23 protein-coding genes are annotated in these 20,289 nt (G+C 35.7%); all 23 read left to right on the top strand.

Going from position 1 to position 20,289, the window contains the following annotated elements; genetic code table 11:
• Positions 1 to 29: 29 nt before the first annotated feature.
• The 23 genes from ylxM (at position 30) to fliI (ending at position 20,279) form a co-directional block, all read left to right on the top strand.
• Positions 30 to 398, top strand: a complete 369-nt coding sequence (gene ylxM, locus BJL90_RS16675; RefSeq protein WP_418219415.1) for a YlxM family DNA-binding protein — start codon at positions 30 to 32, stop codon at positions 396 to 398.
• Between the two features lie 21 nt (positions 399 to 419).
• Entirely contained in the window at positions 420 to 1,766 is a 1,347-nt protein-coding gene (gene ffh / locus BJL90_RS16670; RefSeq protein WP_070970609.1) for a signal recognition particle protein, read from the top strand.
• Between the two features lie 30 nt (positions 1,767 to 1,796).
• A complete protein-coding gene (rpsP, locus tag BJL90_RS16665) occupies positions 1,797 to 2,042 on the top strand; it encodes a 30S ribosomal protein S16 (RefSeq protein ID WP_070970606.1) in 246 nt (81 codons plus the stop codon).
• Positions 2,043 to 2,070: 28 nt separating this feature from the next.
• Complete coding sequence (locus BJL90_RS16660) at positions 2,071 to 2,298, top strand: KH domain-containing protein (RefSeq protein WP_070970604.1); 228 nt, start codon at positions 2,071 to 2,073, stop codon at positions 2,296 to 2,298.
• Between the two features lie 113 nt (positions 2,299 to 2,411).
• Positions 2,412 to 2,912, top strand: a complete 501-nt coding sequence (gene rimM / locus BJL90_RS16655; protein ID WP_070970601.1) for a ribosome maturation factor RimM — start codon at positions 2,412 to 2,414, stop codon at positions 2,910 to 2,912.
• Entirely contained in the window at positions 2,909 to 3,652 is a 744-nt protein-coding gene (gene trmD / locus BJL90_RS16650; RefSeq protein WP_070970598.1) for a tRNA (guanosine(37)-N1)-methyltransferase TrmD, read from the top strand. Before rimM ends, trmD begins: the two co-directional genes overlap by 4 nt.
• Positions 3,653 to 3,753: 101 nt before the next feature.
• Entirely contained in the window at positions 3,754 to 4,104 is a 351-nt protein-coding gene (rplS, locus tag BJL90_RS16645) for a 50S ribosomal protein L19 (RefSeq protein WP_070970595.1), read from the top strand.
• A 109-nt stretch (positions 4,105 to 4,213) separates the two neighbouring features.
• A complete protein-coding gene (ylqF, locus tag BJL90_RS16640) occupies positions 4,214 to 5,059 on the top strand; it encodes a ribosome biogenesis GTPase YlqF (RefSeq protein ID WP_070970592.1) in 846 nt (281 codons plus the stop codon).
• A gap of 65 nt (positions 5,060 to 5,124) precedes the next feature.
• On the top strand, positions 5,125 to 5,736 hold the full coding sequence (locus tag BJL90_RS16635; protein WP_070970589.1) for a ribonuclease HII: 612 nt from the start codon (positions 5,125 to 5,127) through the stop codon (positions 5,734 to 5,736).
• 19 nt (positions 5,737 to 5,755) lie between these two features.
• Positions 5,756 to 6,109, top strand: coding sequence for a YraN family protein (locus BJL90_RS16630; protein ID WP_070970586.1), 354 nt, complete (start codon positions 5,756 to 5,758; stop codon positions 6,107 to 6,109).
• A gap of 100 nt (positions 6,110 to 6,209) precedes the next feature.
• Entirely contained in the window at positions 6,210 to 7,745 is a 1,536-nt protein-coding gene (locus BJL90_RS16625) for a YifB family Mg chelatase-like AAA ATPase (RefSeq protein ID WP_070970583.1), read from the top strand.
• Between the two features lie 3 nt (positions 7,746 to 7,748).
• Positions 7,749 to 8,840, top strand: a complete 1,092-nt coding sequence (gene dprA, locus BJL90_RS16620) for a DNA-processing protein DprA (RefSeq protein ID WP_070970580.1) — start codon at positions 7,749 to 7,751, stop codon at positions 8,838 to 8,840.
• Positions 8,841 to 8,910: 70 nt separating this feature from the next.
• The gene (gene topA, locus BJL90_RS16615) at positions 8,911 to 10,983 is read left to right on the top strand and encodes a type I DNA topoisomerase (protein WP_070970577.1); all 2,073 of its coding nucleotides are present in this window, start codon (positions 8,911 to 8,913) and stop codon (positions 10,981 to 10,983) included.
• A 198-nt stretch (positions 10,984 to 11,181) separates the two neighbouring features.
• Positions 11,182 to 11,715 carry an ATP-dependent protease subunit HslV gene (gene hslV, locus BJL90_RS16610; protein WP_070970574.1) on the top strand — a complete coding sequence of 178 codons (534 nt, stop codon included), beginning with the start codon at positions 11,182 to 11,184 and terminating at the stop codon, positions 11,713 to 11,715.
• 24 nt (positions 11,716 to 11,739) lie between these two features.
• Positions 11,740 to 13,131 carry an ATP-dependent protease ATPase subunit HslU gene (hslU, locus tag BJL90_RS16605; RefSeq protein ID WP_070970573.1) on the top strand — a complete coding sequence of 464 codons (1,392 nt, stop codon included), beginning with the start codon at positions 11,740 to 11,742 and terminating at the stop codon, positions 13,129 to 13,131.
• A gap of 20 nt (positions 13,132 to 13,151) precedes the next feature.
• Complete coding sequence (codY, locus tag BJL90_RS16600) at positions 13,152 to 13,931, top strand: GTP-sensing pleiotropic transcriptional regulator CodY (protein ID WP_070970570.1); 780 nt, start codon at positions 13,152 to 13,154, stop codon at positions 13,929 to 13,931.
• Positions 13,932 to 14,409: 478 nt separating this feature from the next.
• Complete coding sequence (gene flgB / locus BJL90_RS16595; protein ID WP_070970567.1) at positions 14,410 to 14,817, top strand: flagellar basal body rod protein FlgB; 408 nt, start codon at positions 14,410 to 14,412, stop codon at positions 14,815 to 14,817.
• Between the two features lie 3 nt (positions 14,818 to 14,820).
• Positions 14,821 to 15,264, top strand: coding sequence for a flagellar basal body rod protein FlgC (flgC, locus tag BJL90_RS16590; protein ID WP_070970564.1), 444 nt, complete (start codon positions 14,821 to 14,823; stop codon positions 15,262 to 15,264).
• 15 nt (positions 15,265 to 15,279) lie between these two features.
• Positions 15,280 to 15,588 (top strand): flagellar hook-basal body complex protein FliE, encoded by a 309-nt coding sequence (gene fliE / locus BJL90_RS16585; protein WP_070970561.1) that lies wholly within the window; start codon positions 15,280 to 15,282, stop codon positions 15,586 to 15,588.
• 24 nt (positions 15,589 to 15,612) lie between these two features.
• A complete protein-coding gene (fliF, locus tag BJL90_RS16580; RefSeq protein ID WP_070970557.1) occupies positions 15,613 to 17,172 on the top strand; it encodes a flagellar basal-body MS-ring/collar protein FliF in 1,560 nt (519 codons plus the stop codon).
• 15 nt (positions 17,173 to 17,187) lie between these two features.
• A complete protein-coding gene (gene fliG, locus BJL90_RS16575; RefSeq protein ID WP_070970554.1) occupies positions 17,188 to 18,207 on the top strand; it encodes a flagellar motor switch protein FliG in 1,020 nt (339 codons plus the stop codon).
• The gene (locus BJL90_RS16570) at positions 18,200 to 18,985 is read left to right on the top strand and encodes a FliH/SctL family protein (RefSeq protein WP_070970551.1); all 786 of its coding nucleotides are present in this window, start codon (positions 18,200 to 18,202) and stop codon (positions 18,983 to 18,985) included. The genes fliG and BJL90_RS16570 overlap by 8 nt, the downstream gene beginning before the upstream one ends.
• Entirely contained in the window at positions 18,966 to 20,279 is a 1,314-nt protein-coding gene (fliI, locus tag BJL90_RS16565) for a flagellar protein export ATPase FliI (RefSeq protein ID WP_070970548.1), read from the top strand. Before BJL90_RS16570 ends, fliI begins: the two co-directional genes overlap by 20 nt.
• Positions 20,280 to 20,289: the final 10 nt, after the last annotated feature.

Raw genomic sequence — 20,289 nt, 5'->3', positions numbered from 1 at the left:
TTTACATTAAAAGTATGAGGTGAACTGTGGTGATAGAAAAAAAAGTAGAAATATCTATGCTTTATGATTTTTACAGTCAACTTCTTACAGAAAAACAAAGAGATATGATTGACCTATATTATAATCAGGATTTATCTTTGGGAGAGATAGCAGAAGATCTTCATGTGTCAAGGCAGGCGGTCTATGATACCATTAAAAGAACAGAAAAAATCTTGTATGATTATGAAAAAAAATTAAAACTCTTTCATTTGTTTCATTCTAAAATGATCAATATAGAAAAAATTCAGGAAAAAGTATTTGCCTTAGAAAACAAAATTAATGAAGGCGCATCGATAGAAGAACTAAAAAAAGAAATAAATGCTATGAAGTTGGTATTTGATGAGTTATTAAATAATTGAGTCCCCGAGGCAGGTGAAAAAATGGTTTTTGAAGGATTAGCGGAGAAGCTTCAAAATACCCTAAAAAAGTTAAAGGGTAAAGGAAAGTTGACAGAAAAAGATGTAGCTGAGGCGATGAGGGAAGTGAAACTAGCTCTTTTAGAGGCCGATGTAAATTTTAAGGTTGTTAAAGATTTTGTGCAAAAGGTGAAGGAAAGGGCTGTAGGCGCAGAAGTGCTGGAAAGTCTTACACCGGGGCAACAGATTATAAAAATTGTTAATGAAGAGCTAACAGAGCTTATGGGGCAAACCCAAAGCAAACTTACCTTTGCTTCTAAGCCGCCAACGGTGATTATGTTAGTGGGGCTACAGGGGGCAGGTAAAACGACTACCTGTGGTAAGTTAGCAGGACTGTTAAAAAAGCAAGGAAAAAGACCTTTGTTGATAGCTGGGGATATTTACAGACCAGCTGCTATTAAGCAGTTGCAGGTAGTTGGGGGTCAAGTAGAGGTTCCAGTATTTACAATGGGAGACAAAATGAGTCCTGTAGATATTGCAAAGGCAGGGTTTGAACATGGTGTTAATCATGGTAATGATGTTATTATTATTGATACCGCCGGCAGACTTCATATTAATGAAGAACTGATGGAAGAATTGCAGAATGTAAAATCTACGATTAAGCCTCACGAGATATTATTAGTAGTAGATTCCATGACAGGACAGGATGCTGTAAATGTTGCAGAAGAGTTTAATGGTAAATTAGGTATAGATGGTGTGGTTTTAACAAAACTTGATGGAGATACTAGAGGTGGAGCTGCCCTATCTGTTAGGTCGGTTACCCATAAGCCCATAAAGTTTGTTGGGTTAGGGGAAAAACTTGAAGATCTAGAACCTTTTTATCCTGATAGAATGGCTTCTAGGATATTAGGTATGGGGGATGTTTTAAGCCTTATAGAAAAAGCGCAGGCTTCCTTTGATGCAGAAAAAGCAAAGGATCTGCATAACAAAATAAAAACCCAACAATTTACCTTTGAAGATTTTTTAGAACAATTACAGCAAATGAAAAACATGGGACCTCTTAGTCAAATTTTAGAAATGATTCCGGGGGTTGGGGGTAAACAGCTTAAAAACCTTGAAGTTGATGAGAAAGAACTACTTCATATACAAGCGATCATCCAGTCTATGACAAGAGAAGAAAGACTGAACCCATCCATGATTAATGGTAGTAGAAGAAAAAGGATTGCTCTTGGTAGTGGTACTACAGTACAGCAGGTAAACCGCTTAATGAAGCAGTTTGAACAAACAAGAAAGATGATGAAGCAGTTTACTGATATGGAAAAGTCTGCAAAAAAAGGTGGGAAATTTAAATTTCCTTTCTTTGGAAAATAAAACAAGTGATTATTTAAAGGAGGTGAAAAGATGGCAGTTAAAATTAGACTTAAGAGAATGGGCGCTAAGAAAAAGCCTTTTTACAGAATAGTAGTTGCTGATGCTAGAGCTCCTAGGGATGGTAGATTTATTGAAGAAATCGGATACTATAATCCAGTTTCTCAACCAAAGGAACTTAGAATAGATAATGAAAAAGCAACAAAGTGGTTAAATGATGGTGCACAACCAACTGATACTGTGAAGGACTTATTCAAAAAGAATGGGATTATTGAATAATAATCTTTTAAACTAGGGGGGTATACACATGGGTCAATTAGTGGAGATAATTGCTAAGGCACTAGTAGATCATCCAGAAGAAGTTACTGTTACAGAGGTTGAAGGCAACCAATCAATTATAGTAGAACTAAAAGTAGCCCCAGAAGATATGGGAAAAGTCATTGGTAAGCAGGGAAGAATTGCTAAAGCTATAAGAACAGTAGTTAAGGCTGCTGCTACCAAAGAAAACAAAAGAGTTATTGTAGAAATTATTTAACCCACAAGGATTAGGCAAACCTAATCCTTGTTCAAATTTTACTCTGTACAAGCGTTTTAAAAAGTGTTTTTAGGTCAATACTTAAGATATATCAATTAAAAGGGTGTAAGCTTATGAAATATCTAAAAGTTGGTAAAATATTAAATACCCATGGACTAAAGGGTGAAATGAAAATATTTTCTTTAACAGATTATGATGAACGATTTGAAGAGCTAGAGTGGGTGTACATAGAAGGTTATGAAGAAAGATTTTATATCAACAAAGTAAAATACCGCCCCAAAGATATCCTATTATCATTCAAAGACTATGGGGATATTAATTTAGTAGAAAAGTTCAAAGGAAGATATTTGCTTATTGATGAAAGTCAGAAGAGGGACTTGCCAGAGGATACCTACTATATTGCAGATATTATTGGACTGGCGGTTTATACCCTGCAGGATGAATATTTGGGGAAGGTAGTCCAAGTGCTACAAGCGGGCTCTAATGAAGTTTACATCATTAAAGATGATAAAGGAAAAGAAATCATGATTCCGGCTGTAAAGGAATTTATGCCAGAAATCTCTTTAGAAAAAGGTAAAATTATTGTTCGTCCAATTGAGGGAATGATAGAATGATTATAAAAGTTTTGACTTTATTTCCTGAAATGTTTCAAGGTCCTTTAAATGTAAGCATCATAAAAAACGCACAGGAAAAAGGTTTGTTAGATATAGAATATGTGAATATAAGAGACTTTACCAGTAATAAGCATAAAAAAGTAGATGACTATCCCTATGGCGGTGGTGCTGGCATGGTGATGACTCCCCAACCTCTATTTGATTGTTATGAGAATACGATAAAAAATCTTCATAGCACTTCAAAACCTAGAACCATCTACTGTTCTCCCAAGGGAAAAACCTTTAGCCAACAGATGGCGATAGAGATGGCTAAGGAAAAAGAGTTGGTTTTTATTTGTGGTCATTATGAAGGCATTGATCAAAGGGTCATTGACGAATTAGTAACGGATGAGGTTTCTATTGGAGACTTTGTATTGACTGGAGGAGAACTACCTGTTGCTGTTATGATTGATACCATAGCTAGGTTGATACCAGGGGTGCTAGGTCAAAAGGAAAGTTTTCAAGAAGAATCATTTTATTCAGGTTTGTTGGAATATCCTCATTATACCCGTCCTAAAAAATTCAGAAATTTAGAAGTACCTTCAGTATTATTTTCAGGGAATCATAGGGAGATTGAAGGATGGAGAAGGAGAAAATCTTTAGAAATTACCCTTGATCGAAGACCTGATTTAATAAAAAAAGCAGAGCTTACTGAAGAAGATATAAGAATAATAGAAATTTTAAAAAATCATGGAGATTAACTATTGAACTATTATAATAGTTATGATATAATTGTCAAGGTTAGTACGGACGGTCCTCTATGCAAATCATATGAACGTCTAGGAAGGAAGGAGGTACAACTATGGATTTAATCAGAGCAATTGAAAAAGAGCAATTAAAAAGCGAAGTAGTAGATTTTAATACTGGTGATACAGTAAAAGTACATGTGAGAATTAAAGAGGGTAACAGAGAAAGAATCCAGGTTTTTGAAGGAATTGTTATCAAAAAACAAGGTGGAAGCGTTGCAGAAACCTTTACTGTAAGAAGAATTTCTTATGGTGTTGGTGTAGAAAGGACTTTCCCATTACACTCTCCTAAGATTGAAAAGATTGAAGTAATGAAGCATGGTAAAGTAAGAAGAGCTAAGCTATTCTACTTAAGAGACAGAATTGGTAAAGCTGCCTTTAAGATTAAAGAAAAGAAAAAGTACTAGAGATAAAGGGACTGGTTACAGTCCCTTTATTTTACATAATAATAAATCAGTAATGCTGCTTGTGTAATTCTTCTAATGATCCTTCGGTGATTTTAAAAGGAGAGATAAAATGAATATTAATTGGTATCCTGGTCATATGAAGAAGACTAGGGAACTGTTGAAAGAACAGTTAAAACTAGTAGATGTGGTGTTTGAATTATTAGATGCAAGAATCCCTTTGAGTAGTAAAAATCCTATGATAGATGAAATCATCGGGAATAAACCTAAAGTGGTTGTTTTGAATAAATCTGATCTAGCGAATGATAACATTACAAGACAATGGATAGACTTTTATAAGGCCCAGGGTTTAAAAGCGATTCCCATGAATACTATTGAGGGAAAGGGATTAAGAGAAGTTACGATAGAAGCTGAAAATGCTGTGAAGGAAAAAATGGAGGCTTTGAAACAAAAGGGACGTAGAAGCAGAGCGATACGGATTATGATTGTAGGGATTCCTAATGTAGGAAAATCTTCTATTATTAATAGATTAGCAGGGAAAAAAAGTGCTAAAACCGGTGATCGGCCAGGCGTTACCAAAGGTAAGCAATGGATTCGATTAAGGGGAAATATGGAGCTCTTGGATACGCCAGGAATCCTATGGCCTAAATTTGAAGATGAGGAAGTTGCATTAAACTTAGCTTTTACAGGAGCCATTAAAGATGAAATCATGGATACGGAAACCTTGGCTTTGAAACTCATAGAAAGTTTATGGAGGAAGGAAAAAGAAAAGGTGGTAGAGAGATACAAGGTAGAAGAAGAGCTGGAGTTACCTATAGAGGTAATGGATAGGATCGCAAAAAATCGTGGATGCATAATCGGTGGTGGAGGAATAAATTATACGAGAACAGCAAATATGGTTTTGGATGAGTTTCGTGCAGGAAAAATTGGAAAAATTTCTTTAGAAACACCAGTATAACTATATGTAATTGTATGGAAATCCATAGACATAGCGCTATAAAATAGAGGGGGATAGGCAATAGGATGGAATTAGAAATTGAAGAGAGCATATGGCAAGAAGGGTATGAGAAAATAGCTTGCTGTGATGAGGTGGGAAGGGGATGTCTTTTTGGCTCTGTATTAGCCGCAGCGGTGATTTTCCCGAAAGGCCTTAAACTAGAGGGAGTAAAGGATTCTAAAAAACTATCTCCTAAAAAAAGAGAAGCAATGTATTCCATTATTCTAGAAAATGCTTTAGCTGTGGGGATTGGTATGGTTTCTCCAGAGATGATAGATAAAATCAATATAAAGAATGCTACAAGACATGCAATGAAAGAGGCTGTTTTAAATTTGAAAGACAGAAATGGTAATTTATTAACGCCTGACTATATTCTTATTGATGCAGAAGAAATCGATACCAGTATCCCTCAAAAGCCTATTGTTAAAGGCGATGATTTAGTCCATGGCATTGCTGCAGCTTCTATTATAGCTAAGGTGACAAGAGATAGATTGTGTAAGGAGTGGCATGAGACGTATCCCCTTTATGGTATAGATCAGCACAAAGGTTATGGAACAAAAGCCCATAGAGAGGCCCTCATAAAATACGGTGCCACGGATATGCATAGAAAAAGTTTTTTAAAAAAAATATTGCTTTAATTGGAGAGAGAGGGGCGCTATGAAGAAAAAAACAGGCCACTATGGAGAACAATTAAGCAGAAAGTATTTTATCAATAAAGGCTATCTCATACTAAATAGCAATTATAGGACAAGATTAGGTGAAATAGATATTATTGCACAAAAAGATGATACGATTATATTTGTGGAAGTAAAAACCAGGAAAACAATGACTTTTGGATTAGCTAGAGAGGCCGTTAACTATAAAAAACAAGTGACGCTAATAAAGTTGGCAGAACAATACATACAATACAAGAAATTAAAAAACATGAATTTTCGTTTTGATGTGATGGAGGTTCAATGGAACGAGAATAAAAATCAATACGAAATAAATCATATCGAAAATGCTTTTTGAAGGAAATAAAGAATATTTAGAAAATAGATAAAGGGAAAACTTGTTCTATATAGAATATCTTACTAATATCAATCTAATTTGGATAGGAAGTGTTAGTAAGATGCTTGCAAAAGTTAAAACCTGTTGCATTCATGGTCTTTTGGCGGCGGATATTGAGGTACAAGTAGATTTAGCTAATGGCTTACCAACCATGAATATTGTAGGCCTCCCTGATGCTGCTTTGAAGGAATCGAAGGAACGGGTGAGGGCCGCTATTAAAAATAGTGAATTAGATTTTCCTTTAAAGAGGATTACTGTAAACTTATCTCCAGCAGATACGAGAAAAGAAGGCACTTATTTTGATTTGCCAATTGCTTTAGGAATATTAGCAGCTTCTGAGCAAATAAGGCTAACAGATTTTTCGGAAGTTGTCGTACTAGGAGAACTATCCTTAGATGGACAAATCAATCCTGTTAATGGTGTTTTACCTATGCTGTTGGAAATGTGTACTAGAGGTTTTACAAAAGTACTCCTGCCTTTAGGGAATATCGAAGAAGCAAAGCTGGTAGAAGGCATAGAATGTATCGGCGTAACTTCATTGAAAGAAGTGGTAGCTTTTATTAATAATGAAATTCAACTAGAAACCTCTATAGGAACTATTTTTCATCGTTGGGATCAGCAGGATTTTCATCAAGATTTTAAAGATTTAAAAGGGCAAGAAAGTTTAAAACGGGGCTTAGAGATTGTAGCAGCTGGAAGTCATAACCTCATGATGATAGGACCTCCAGGTTCAGGTAAAACCATGGCAGCAGCAGCTTTGCCCTCTATATTACCAAAGCTTACTTTTGAGGAGGCAATGGAAATAACAAAGATTTATAGTGTTGCTGGATTGTTGACATCACAGAAGGGATTAATAACACAACGTCCCTTTAGAGCACCTCACCATACAGCTTCAATGGTTGCTCTAACAGGCGGAGGTCGTGTTCCTAAGCCAGGGGAAGTATCCTTAAGCCATTATGGTGTACTTTTTTTAGATGAATTACCAGAGTTTACGAAAAGTGTGCTTGAAGTACTAAGGCAGCCATTAGAAAATGGGTCTATTACGCTATCTAGAGTTAATGGAACTTTTACCTATCCCGCGAAATTTATGTTGGTATGTGCTATGAATCCCTGTCCTTGTGGCTATCATGGAACAGATGCGCCACAGCATCACTGTAGCTGCACGCCTCAACAAGTACGACGATATACGGCAAAGGTATCAGGCCCTTTATTGGATAGGATGGATATTATCGTAGAAACAAGTGCAGTTTCTTACAAAGATTTAACCAGCAATAAAAAGACAGAAACTTCTAAGGAAATTAGAGAAAGAGTAGAAAAGGCTCGCCAAAGGCAGTTAGAGAGATATAAAAAAAATAGATTTACCTTCAATAGTGAGCTGACACCTGCTGCTATTAAAAAGTATTGTCAACTTGATAGTCCATCACAAAGTCTTCTAAGTAATGCTTTTGACAAAATGGGCTTAAGTGCTAGAGCCTATAATAGAATAATAAAAATCACTAGAACAATTGCAGACTTAGAAGAAAGTGATGAAATAAAAGTACATCATCTAGCAGAGGCGCTTCAATATAGAAAGATTAACAATATCATGTGGAGGTAAGGTATGATAAATGAAAGAAATCTGCTGATTTGGCTTAATTCTTTAGGGAGCATTACCTATGAGATGATATTAGGTTTTATAAAACATTTTGGTAACCTTCAAGAGTTGTGGTATGTAGAAGAAGAAAATTTATATCGGGTAATGCATAATCACCGTATAATAGCAAAAAAATTGTTCAAAACTAGACATAAACAATATTTACAAATGTTAATAGAGGAAATAGATCATAGTGATTTTCAAGTTATAACTATTTTAGATGAAGATTACCCCGAAAAATTAAAATGTATATACAATCCACCCTATGTAATATACATAAAAGGAGAGAAAAACTTTGATAAACCTCTTATTTCAATTGTAGGAGCTAGAAAGTCTACAGCTTATGGCAGATGGGCCGCTAAAAAATTTGCTGCAGAATTAGCAGATTGGTGCGTAGGTACTGTTAGTGGATTAGCTTTAGGGATTGATGCGGAAGGACACAAAGGGGCACTGGAAAAGGGCGGCTATACCATTGGCGTGTTAGGTTGCGGTATTGATCAATACTATCCGAAGTCCAATTATTATCTATACAAGCAAATAGAAGAAAAAGGGTGTATCTTATCTGAGTATGGCCCTAAGATGCAACCCCTAAAGCATCATTTTCCTGCAAGAAATCGTATTATTAGTGGTCTGTCTGATGGAGTAGTGGTTATTGAGGCTGGTGAAAAAAGCGGCACGTTAATTACAGTGGAACATGCCCTTCAGCAGGGCAAGGATGTATTTGCTTTGCCAGGCAATATTAACAGCAGTCAAAGCAGAGGAACAAATAAGTTAATAAAAGAGGGTGCTAAAATCTTATTAGATGTAGAGGATATTATAGAAGAACTTAAATACAAGTATCCTTTAAAGAATCTTAAGGAAAAGCAACAGTTAAAGAATACTTTAAGTGAGGAAGAAATGAAAGTGTTTCGTACGATTCAAGAGCAACCTATTCATATAGATTTGATCGCTTATAAGAGTGGTATAAACATTTCTCAGTTAAATACAATATTAACGATATTGGAATTAAAGGGATTTATATGTCAGTTGCCAGGAAAAACATTTACAGCAAATAAATAAATTGATATAATGGATTGAATTAATTTTGTCGAATTATTCCAAAAACAATGAGGTACTGGAGGTGAGGTGATTGACAAAGTCCTTAGTAATTGTGGAGTCACCTGCAAAAGCAAAAACGATAAAAAAATTTTTAGGAAATAATTATGTGGTCAAAGCTTCTGTTGGACATATTATAGATCTGCCAAAAAGTAAGCTTGGCATTGATATAGAAAACAACTTTGATCCTCAATATATTACAATTAGGGGTAAAGGCCCAGTATTAAAAGAAATTAGGGCAGAGGCAAAAAAAGCTAAAAAAATCTATTTAGCAACAGACCCTGATAGAGAAGGAGAAGCAATTTCTTGGCATTTATCGAATGCTTTAAATATTCAAGAAGATATTCCTTGTAGAATTGAGTTTAATGAAATTACAAAAAATGCAGTAAAAAATGCTATTAAAAAGCCTAGGATCATTGATAAAAGCTTGGTAGATGCTCAGCAGGCTAGAAGAGTGTTAGATCGCCTAGTAGGTTATAAAATTAGCCCTCTTCTTTGGAGAAAAATGCGTAAAGGCCTAAGTGCTGGTAGAGTTCAATCTGTAGCAACAAAGATTATCAAAGATAGAGAAGAAGAGATAAAAAGTTTTATTCCAGAAGAATATTGGAGTTTAGTGCTCAAAGTACAGACAAATCAAAAAGAAAAGTTTGAAGTAAAGTTTGCCAGCGATGATTTGGGGAATAAAGATATTAAGTCACAAGAAGAAGTAAATAGGATCATTCAATTAATAGAGAAGAAAGATCTAATAGTAACAGCTGTTAAGGAAAGCAGTAAAAGAAGAAATCCTAACCTTCCTTTTACTACCAGTACATTGCAGCAGGAAGCTTCTAATAAATTAGGATTCTCTACAAAGAAAACAATGTCTGTTGCGCAGCAGCTGTACGAAGGTATTGATCTTGAAAAGGAAGGAACCGTTGGATTAATTACTTATATTCGTACTGATTCTACTAGATTATCAGAAGAGGCTAAGAAGAGTGCACAGCAATACATCCTGGATCACTTGGGAGAAAAGTACTTAAACGAAAAACCTAAAACAGCTGCTAAAAAAAATCAAGAAATACAAGATGCGCACGAAGCCATCCGGCCTACGGATGTTATTCGGCAACCAGATCACATAAAGCCTTCTTTATCAAAGGATCAATATAAGTTATATAAATTGATTTGGGAGAGATTTTTAGCCAGTCAGATGGCAGCAGCCATTTACGATACTTTAAGTATTGAGCTAAAGGTGGAAAATGTCATCTTTAAAGCCACTGGATCGAGATTAAATTTTGATGGATTTTTAAAAATTTACTCCTTCGCTACCACCTCAGAAGAATTAAATTTACCCCTTTTAAAAGTAGGGGACTTGGTAAATGTTCTTGATATTCTACCCAATCAACATTTTACGCAACCTCCAGCAAGATATACAGAGGCTTCTTTGGTAAAAACGATGGAGGAATTAGGAATTGGGCGCCCTAGTACCTATTCTCCTACCATAAGTACCATTCTTTCTAGGGGTTATGTAGAAAAGGACGGAAAACATTTAATATTAACAGAATTAGGAGCTCTTGTTACTGAAATACTAGAAGAGTATTTTACGGATATTATAGATATCAACTTTACAGCAGATTTTGAAAAAAGGCTGGATTACATTGAAGAAGGAAAAGAAGATTGGCGTCAACTTATAAAAAATTTCTACGTATTTTTCGAAAAAATGTTGATGAAGGCAGAAGAGGACATTGAAGAAATAGATTTGGTAGAAGAAAGTGATGAGGATTGTGAAGTTTGTAATGCAAAGATGCTTATAAAATATGGACGTTATGGAAAATTTTTAGCTTGTTCTAATTATCCAGATTGCACTTTTACCAAACCTATCGTTCATAAAATCGGTGTTAAATGCCCTAAATGTGAAGATGGAGAAATTATAGAGAGAAAGTCGAAAAAGGGAAGAATTTTTTATGGGTGTAGTGAATTTCCAAAATGTAGGTTTGTTTCATGGAGTAGGCCCATCAATGAAAAATGTCCAGACTGCAATAGTTTACTTACACATAAAGTAAACAAAAAAAGCGAAAAAATCATGTGTACCAATAAAGAGTGTAAATATACTAGAGAAGTGAAATCTTAGTAGGATTTATATACTTATTTAAGTACCTGTTCTATTATTTAGCATAAGTGAACTCGTCCAGCTAAAGCTGAACATCGGGGAATCAGATGGAGAGTCTACTCCATCTGATTGAGAATCCCACCTACGCTAACGCTTAGAGGTGGGGGTCTTATACTCTAAAAGCAAAATCATGATAAATGATGGGTGGTGGAATAAAAGATGTTAAAGGGTACGACAATCGTGGCGGTAAGAAAAAGTGAGGAAGATTGTGCTATAGCGGGAGATGGGCAGGTTACATTGGGAGAAAGAACAGTGATAAAACACTGTGCTAAAAAAGTGAGGAGAATTTATAAGGATGAAGTGCTTATAGGTTTTGCAGGTTCTGTAGCGGATGCCTTCGCATTGGCAGAAAAATTTGAGAATTTTTTAGAAAAGCATGATGGCAACTTGAAAAGAGCGGCGGTGGAACTGGCACAAAGCTGGCGCCGTGATAAAGTATTAACAAAGCTGGAGGCTATGTTAATTGCACTAAACAAAACGACGATGTTGGTGATCAGTGGATCAGGAGAAGTCATAGAGCCTGATGATAATGTGATTGCCATAGGTTCTGGTGGTTCTTATGCTTTGGCAGCTGCAATTGCATTGAAAAAAAACACAGATTTATCTAGTAGTGAAATCGTAAAGAAGTCGTTAGAAATTGCTGCAGATATATGTGTATTCACAAATAATCAAATTATTGTGGAGGCTCTTTAGCAACAATAAAGCGAGGTGAAAAGGATGAAGGAATTTACACCACGACAAGTTGTAGAGGAATTAGATAAATACATTATAGGGCAGCAGGAGGCTAAGAAGGCAGTAGCGATTGCTTTACGCAATAGAGTAAGAAGAAGTAAGGTTTCCTGTGAATTTCAAGAAGAAATCAAGCCTAAAAATATTTTAATGATAGGTCCAACCGGGGTGGGAAAAACGGAGATCGCAAGGAGATTAGCTAAATTAACAGAAGCTCCCTTCGTTAAAGTAGAAGCTACTAAATTTACAGAAGTGGGTTATGTTGGCAGAGATGTAGAATCTATGATTAGAGATTTGGTGGAGGCCTCTATAAGGATTATAAAGGAAAAATATATAAAAAAGAATTATGAGAAGGCCAAAAGGTTAGCCCAGCATCGTTTGTTGGATTTATTAGACCCTGCACCACGTAAAGAAGCGTCTTTTAAAAATCCATTTGAGATGTTATTTAAAACCAATAATCCTATGGAAGAACCTGTAGGAAAAGGAGAATATGAAGCTGATTTAAAACTAAAGAAACAACAAATTGAAAAACAGTTAAAAGAAGGTTTGTTAGAGAATGTGTTGGTAGAAGTAGAAATGGAGGATCGTAGCCCCAGCACCTTTGAAATATTTGCTGGGGGAAACGAGGAAATGAACATTAACCTACAGGATATGTTAGGCGGTATTATTCCTAAAAAAACAAAAAGAAAAAAAGTTACCGTAACAGAAGCCAGAAAGATATTGATCGAAGAGGAAGCACAAAAATTAGTGGATATGGATGAAGTGATAACAACTGCTGTTAACAACGCAGAACAACAAGGAATCATTTTCATTGATGAGATAGATAAAATTGCTGGTAGCCATGGAGGATCTGGTCCTGATGTATCACGAGAAGGGGTTCAGAGAGATATTTTGCCTATTATTGAGGGGTCTACAGTGATGACAAAGTATGGTCCTGTAAGAACAGATCATATTCTTTTCATTGCAGCCGGAGCTTTTCATATAGCTAAAGTTTCTGATTTAATACCAGAATTGCAGGGAAGGTTTCCAATTAGAGTAGGCTTAAATAACTTAACAATAGAAGACTTCAAAAAAATATTAACGCAACCACAAAATGCTTTGCTAACCCAATACAAATTATTGTTAGAAACAGAAGGTATAAAAATCCATTTTTTAGAGGAAGCTATAGATGAGATTGCTATGATTGCTTATATAAGCAATGAGCAGGGGGATAATATTGGTGCTAGAAGGCTACATACAATCACAGAAAAGATGTTAGAGGATATCTCTTTTGAAGCACCAGAACTATTAGAGAAAGAAATAACCATAGATAAGCAGTATGTGAAGAAGAAACTCGATAATACAGTGAAAACTTTTAGTGAAGATAAATATATTATATAATGAACAAAGGAGGAAGTGTAATGAAAAGCAACTTACTAGAAAAAACTAGGAGAATTAATAAAATATTACAAAAATCTGGGGAGAATGCAGTGTCTTTTAATGAACTTTGCAGAATATTGAGTGAGATATTAGATGCAAATGTTTATGTTGCTAGTTCCAAAGGAAAAGTATTGGGGGTTAGTCTAACAGATGCTTCAGATTGTCCGATTATCGTTGATGAAAAAACAGGAACAAAAAGGTTTCCTGAAGAGTATAATGAACAATTGTTGCAGATTACAGAAACACAATCCAATATCACACAGGATGAACTGTTGAAGGTATTTATCTATGATGTTGAAAGTTACAACAAGCTAGTAACGATTGTGCCTATCAACGGTAGTGGAAAAAGGTTAGGTACAATGGTTTTAGCAAGACATGAGGATCAATTTCAAGATGAAGATTTAGTCATGGTAGAATATAGTGCTACAGTAGTAGGACTAGAAATCCTAAGGGCTAAAACAGAAGAAATAGAAGAAGAAGCTAGAAAAAAAGCTGTAGTGCAAATGGCTATAGATACTTTGTCCTACTCTGAATTAGAAGCTGTAGAACATATTTTCAATGAGCTGGACGGCAATGAAGGTCTTTTGGTAGCCAGTAAGATTGCTGATCGTGTAGGTATTACTCGCTCCGTTATCGTGAATGCCTTAAGAAAGTTTGAGAGTGCAGGGGTGATTGAATCAAGGTCTTTAGGTATGAAGGGAACACATATAAGAATATTAAATGACAGATTGTTAGAAGAATTGAGAAAAATAAAACGATAATATTAAGTAGTAGGACAATTCAAATATAATAGAAAGAGAAGTTATTTACAGGATAAATGACTTCTCTTTCTATTTTTTTACAAAAAATAACATAATTAGGCAAAAAGTCCTGAAATTCATTATCTTTTTGTTTGCTACTTGTATATTTTAGGTGCTGCTGGTAAAATAAATTAAGCAAAAGAAGCAAGCGTAGAGATTGTGAAAAACTAGGAATTTCAACCAGAAGAGCTATTTTTTTGCCGGAATAAGCCTGTAACTTACAACAATCAAAGGAAATTTGTAGTAAACTTTCCAAAGATTTTACGGGAAAAAACTCAAAAAAATGTAGAATTTTGGAGGAGTTTTATGAAGAGCTGTAGAAACTTAGATATATGGTTTATCTAGGAAATGAATTTTAAAATATAAGTTGTTTCAAATGCAATTTAAAATAGTTTCGAATAGATGTCTACATATACTAATTACTAAAGGAGTTGTAGTTATGAGTAGTTTTTTTAAAAATATGGATATCATGACAAAGGCATTAAATGCTGCATGGAAAAGAGATGAAGTGATTTCAAATAACATTGCAAACGCAGAAACCCCTAACTTTAAAAAATCACATGTAGTTTTTGAAGAATTGTTACAGAAACATTTAAGGGGAGGAGAAATTGCAGGAAACACAACCCATCATAGACATATTAATATTGGTATAAAAGACTTGAACAATTTAACACATAAGGTAGTTACGCCGCAAAACTATGAAACACGAAGAGATGGAAATAACGTAGATATTGATGTTGAGATGGCAGAATTAGCTAAAAATACCATCGTTTTTAATACCGTTTCAACCCAATTAAATAATGATATAAAAAGATTAAAAACAGTTATTAACGAAGGAAGGAGATAGAGAATGTCAATATTTAATGCGATTAACGCAAGTGCATCAGGTTTAACGGCTGAAAGACTAAGAATGGATGTGATTTCAAAAAACATTGCCAATGCAACTACAACACGAACTGTAAATGGAGGACCCTATAGGAGGCAAGTGGTGGTTTTTAAGGAAAAAGATAGCGGTTCTTTTTCACAAATTTTTAATCAAGCTATAGGAAAAAGAAACAGTAATGGGCAAGGAGTAGAGGTTGTAGGGATACGCAATGACCAAACCCCCTTCAAAAAAATTCATGATCCTGGACATCCAGATGCAGACGAGCAAGGGTACGTTTTAATGCCTAATGTAGAAATCGTTACGGAAATGGCCAATATGATTTCCGCTTCTCGAGCTTATGAAGCGAACATTACTGCATTAAATGCAACAAAAAATATGGCATTAAAAGCCCTAGAATTAGGAAGATAGTGGAGGCGTAAATACATGCAGGTAAATCGTTTGAATGTAGAAAACAATAAAATATTAGGCACTAATTTAGGATTATTTAATGATAAGAACAGTAAAACAGTACATACCTCTTTCAAGGAGCTTCTGACAGGTGCAATAAATGAAGTAAATAAATTAGAAAGTAATGCTCAAGCATATTCCATGAAACTAGCATCCGGTGAAATAGAGAATATTCATGAAGCTATGGTGGCATCACAGAAGGCAGAAGTATCTCTTCAATTTATGATGGAGATTAGAAATAAGGTTCTTGATGCATATAGAGAAATAATGAGAATGCAGATTTAACCATAGCTGAAAAGAGGTGAATACATGGCGGAAGGATTGCAGCAAATACGAAATCAATTTAACGAATTCTTACAAGGACTAGAAAAAAAGCAGAAAATCAAAATAGCTGTTGCAATAGCTTTAATTTTGATTACTTTAACAGCAATTATTTATTATTTTACAAGGCCGCAGTATGTTGTACTCTACAGCAATCTTGATGCTAAACAGGCAGGAGAGATTATGAATACCTTAGAGGGCAGTGGGATAAGAGCAAAACTTGGGGAAACCAGTAGCACCATATTAGTACAAAAACCAGACTATCAAAGGGCACAAGTCGTGGTTGCCACTGAAGGACTACCCCAAGCAAGGTTCTCCTATGAGGATTTTTTTTCTGGAAATAGTTTTATGAAAACCAGTGAAGAAAAATCAAAGGAATTTATCGTTGCGCTGGGTAATGAGCTTAGTAAAATCATAGAAGAAATTCCTGGCATTAATAAATCCTATGTTACGCTTTCTATACCAGAAAACACAGGTTTTATTCGTACTACACAAGATCAGAGCGCCACAGCTTCGGTCTTTTTAAACTTAGATTACAACACTACACTTGATCCCAATAGTGTAACAGGAATTACACTTCTAGTTTCTAATGCTGTACAGGGGCTTAATCCAGAAAATGTAACGGTACATGGACCAGACGGACGGGTATTAAATACCACTTCTTCTGATTCTTCCGATACCTTTGGACCTACTGATCAGTTGTCTTTACAACAGGCAGTAAAAGAAGACCTAGAAAAGAGTATTACAGATTTTCTTTCCACAGTTTATGGCTATGGCAATGTCGTGGTTATGGCCAATGTAAAGCTAGATTTTAATAGCGAGGTTACAGAAATACAGGAATTTTCTCCCCCAATTGACGGTGAAACAGAGGGCATCGTAAGAAGTATGCAGGATTTGCAGCAAAGGGTAGTAAATTCACCAGCAGGAGGTGCCCCAGGGACCGACACAAATACGGAGGATATTCCTCAGTATGTTGTAGAGGATCAAGAAAACTCCTTGTACTATGAAGCAAATCAAATTATCAATTATGAAATTAATGAGTTGCGTAAAAAAATCGTTAAAGCGCAGGGACAAGTGCAGGATATTACTGTAGCTGTCTACTTAAATAAAAATGCTATTAATGGTGGGGAGCTTACTGATGAGGAAAGAAGAGAGTTAGAAAATATTGTTTCTGCTGCAGCTGGCCTAGATACTAGAGTTGTACAGGTGGCAGCACAGGAATTTAGTAATAGTTTAGAAGAGCAAATACGCTTAGCTATGGAGGCGGCAGAAGCTACTGGAGGACAAAAAATACCGCTATGGGCATTAGGCCTAGCAGCCGCTGCACTGTTGGGAGGAGGATTCTTCCTGCTTATGAGAACCAACAGAAGAAAGAAAGAAGCATCCGAAGAAATAATGAGGGAAACGCCTATTCAATCAGAAGACTTGATTGAAGAAATTGACTTAGAGTTATCGGGTTCTCAAGTAAAACAGCAACTAGAAAAACTGGTGAATAAGAAACCTGATGCTGTGGCGCAGCTTTTAAGAAATTGGCTTAGTGAAGAGTAGAGGTGAAATAAAAGGATGGCTAAAAGAGGGGCAAAAGGAGAGCTGACGGGTCGGGAAAAAGCAGCGGTTTTATTAATAAGCTTAGGGCCTGAGTATTCAGCACAAATTTTCAAACATTTAAATAATGAGGAGATTGAAGAATTAACTTTAGAAATAGCCAATATGAGAAAGGTATCTCCTGCAGAAAAAGAAAAAATCATGGAGGAGTTTTATGAAATCTGTGTAGCGCAAGAATATATTTCTGAAGGTGGTATTGGGTATGCAAAAGAGGTGTTGGAAAAAGCATTAGGTTCACAAAAAGCAATGGATATCATCAATAAGCTTACTGCTTCTTTGCAGGTGAAACCCTTTGATTTTGCAAGAAAGGCAGATCCGGCACAACTATTAAACTTTATACAAAATGAACATCCACAAACCATTGCTTTAATATTATCTTACCTTCCATCGACACAATCATCACAGATTTTATCAGCCCTTCCTCAGGCAAAACAAACGGAAGTCGCTCGTAGAATAGCAACAATGGATCGGACATCTCCTGATATTATTAAAGAAGTAGAGATGGTTTTAGAAAAGAAGCTTTCAACATTAGTAAATCAAGATTATACCTCAGCAGGGGGCATTCAATCTATTGTTGATATACTTAACTCTGTTGACCGAGGGACAGAAAAAAATATTATGGATACGTTAGAAATACAAGATGCAGAGCTGGCGGAGGAAATTAGAAAGAGAATGTTTGTATTTGAGGATATTATTAACTTAGATAGTACTTCTATCCAAAGATTTATCAGAGAAATTGATAATAATGATTTAGCTATTGCCTTAAAAGGAGCAACAGAGGAAGTGGCGAACATTATTTACACCAATATGTCTAAGCGTATGGCAGAAATGATTAAAGAAGATATGGAGTTTATGGGACCAGTAAGACTTAGAGATGTAGAAGAGGCACAGCAGAAAATTGTTAACATCATAAGAAAACTAGAAGAAACCGGAGATATTATTATTGCTCGTGGTGGAGGAGATGAAATCATTGTATAGAGTTTATAAGTCTATGGAGGTTATACTGGGAGATAAGAAAGAACTTGAATTTCAAAATCAAAGTATAACAAAACAACCAAATCCTCTTTTAGTAGAAGCTGTGGAACAACAAGAAACGCCAGAGGAAATTGCAGAAAAAAAGGCTAAAGAAACTCTAGAGGCAGCAGATTTAGAAGGAAAAAAAATAATAGAGAATGCTAGAAAAGAAGCGGCTGTCATCATAGAAGCGGCTTATGAAGACAGTAAAAAAATTTTAGAAGATGCTAAAGCTCAAGGGTATCAAGAAGGACTTCAAAGAGGGCAGCAGGAAGGTTATCACGAATTCCAGCAATTGATGGAGGAAGCAGTTGCTGCAAAACAAGAAGTATATCACTTTAGAAAAAAGTTAGTAAAAGAATTGGAAGAAGAAATTATTGATTTAGTGGTGTACTGTGTAAAAAAAGTCATAGATTATGCGTTGGAAGAAAACAATGAAATTTTGCTTAATCTTGTAAAAAAAGGGTTAGAGAAGTGTACATTTACAGAAAAACTGGTAATACGTGTCAGCGAAGAGGGTTACGAAGTTTTAAATTCCTATAAAAACAAAATCTATATGATGTTAGAAGGAATTGACAGCATAGAAATTAAAAGTGATGTTGCTCTGAAAAAGGGTAGTATCATAATAGAAACCCTTTCGGGTAAAGTTGATGCTAGTATCGATGTACAGATAAAACAAATAGAAACATTATTTGAAGAAATATTAAGAAGTGAGGAATCTCATGAAAGAAATCATGCTTAAAAGATACAGAAAATCCCTCGAAGCTTTAGACTTGATAAAGTATACAGGACAAGTATCTCAAGTAATAGGCTTGACCATTGAATCTATAGGGCCAGCCGTGAAAATAGGAGAAGTCTGCAAAATATATACGCTAAAAAATGATTCTCCTATTATTGCGGAGGTTGTAGGTTTTAAAGAAAAAAAGGTACTGCTAATGCCTTTGGGAGAAATGGAGGGTATAGGTCCTGGTAGTAGAGTAGAGGCTTTAGGAACTTCTCTAGAGGTGAAGGTAGGGAATTCTCTATTGGGAAGAGTCTTAGATGGGCTGGGAAATCCAATAGATAATAAGGGGCCTCTTCATCAGACAACAACTTACCCAGTGGCGGGAAAAACGTTAAACCCCTTAGAAAGAACAAAAATTAGAGAGCCTTTAACTTTAGGAATAAAAGCGATCGATGGGTTATTAACCTGCGGTAACGGTCAAAGAATAGGGATTTTTGCAGGAAGTGGGGTGGGTAAGAGTACGTTACTGGGTATGATCGCTAGAAATACTCAAGCGGATATTAATGTAATCGCCCTTATTGGGGAAAGAGGGCGGGAGGTGAAGGAATTTATTGATAATGACCTTAAGGAAGAAGGCTTAAAACGCTCTGTTGTTATTGTGGCTACTTCTGATCAACCGCCTTTAGTACGAATGAAGGGGGCTCTTTTAGCCACTGCTATTGCAGAGTATTTTAGAGATCAGACCCATAATGTTTTACTATTGATGGATTCACTAACCAGGTTTTCGATGGCTCAAAGAGAGGTGGGACTGGCTATAGGAGAGCCTCCAGTTACAAAAGGTTATACGCCTTCGGTATTTGCGGTATTGCCTAAGTTGTTGGAGCGGACAGGGACCTCAGATAGAGGTGCAATTACGGGCTTATATACTGTTCTCGTGGATGGAGATGATATGAACGAGCCTATTGCTGATGCAGTAAGAGGAATTCTAGACGGACATATTGTGTTATCCAGAAAGTTAGCAAATCAGGGGCATTATCCTGCTATTGATGTGATTTCTAGTGTCAGTAGGGTTATGCCTAATATCGTTCCAAAGGAGCAAATAATGAGGGCCAATGAAGTAAAGCAGATTTTAGCAACCTATAAGGATGCTGAAGACTTAATTAATATAGGTGCCTATGCTAAGGGTAGCAATAGAAAAATAGACTATGCCATTGCAAACATAGCTGCAGTGAACGGTTTTTTACACCAGGATGTAGATGAAAAAATTAACTACAATGAAGTGTTAGGTTTGCTAAGTCAATTAATTAAGTAAAGAGGGGATT

This window comes from Clostridium formicaceticum, assembly GCF_001854185.1.
Lineage (GTDB): Bacteria > Bacillota > Clostridia > Peptostreptococcales > Natronincolaceae > Andreesenella > Andreesenella formicacetica.
The sequence above is the reverse complement of the archived record's forward strand: the minus strand, read 5'-3'. Positions and strand labels throughout refer to the sequence as shown.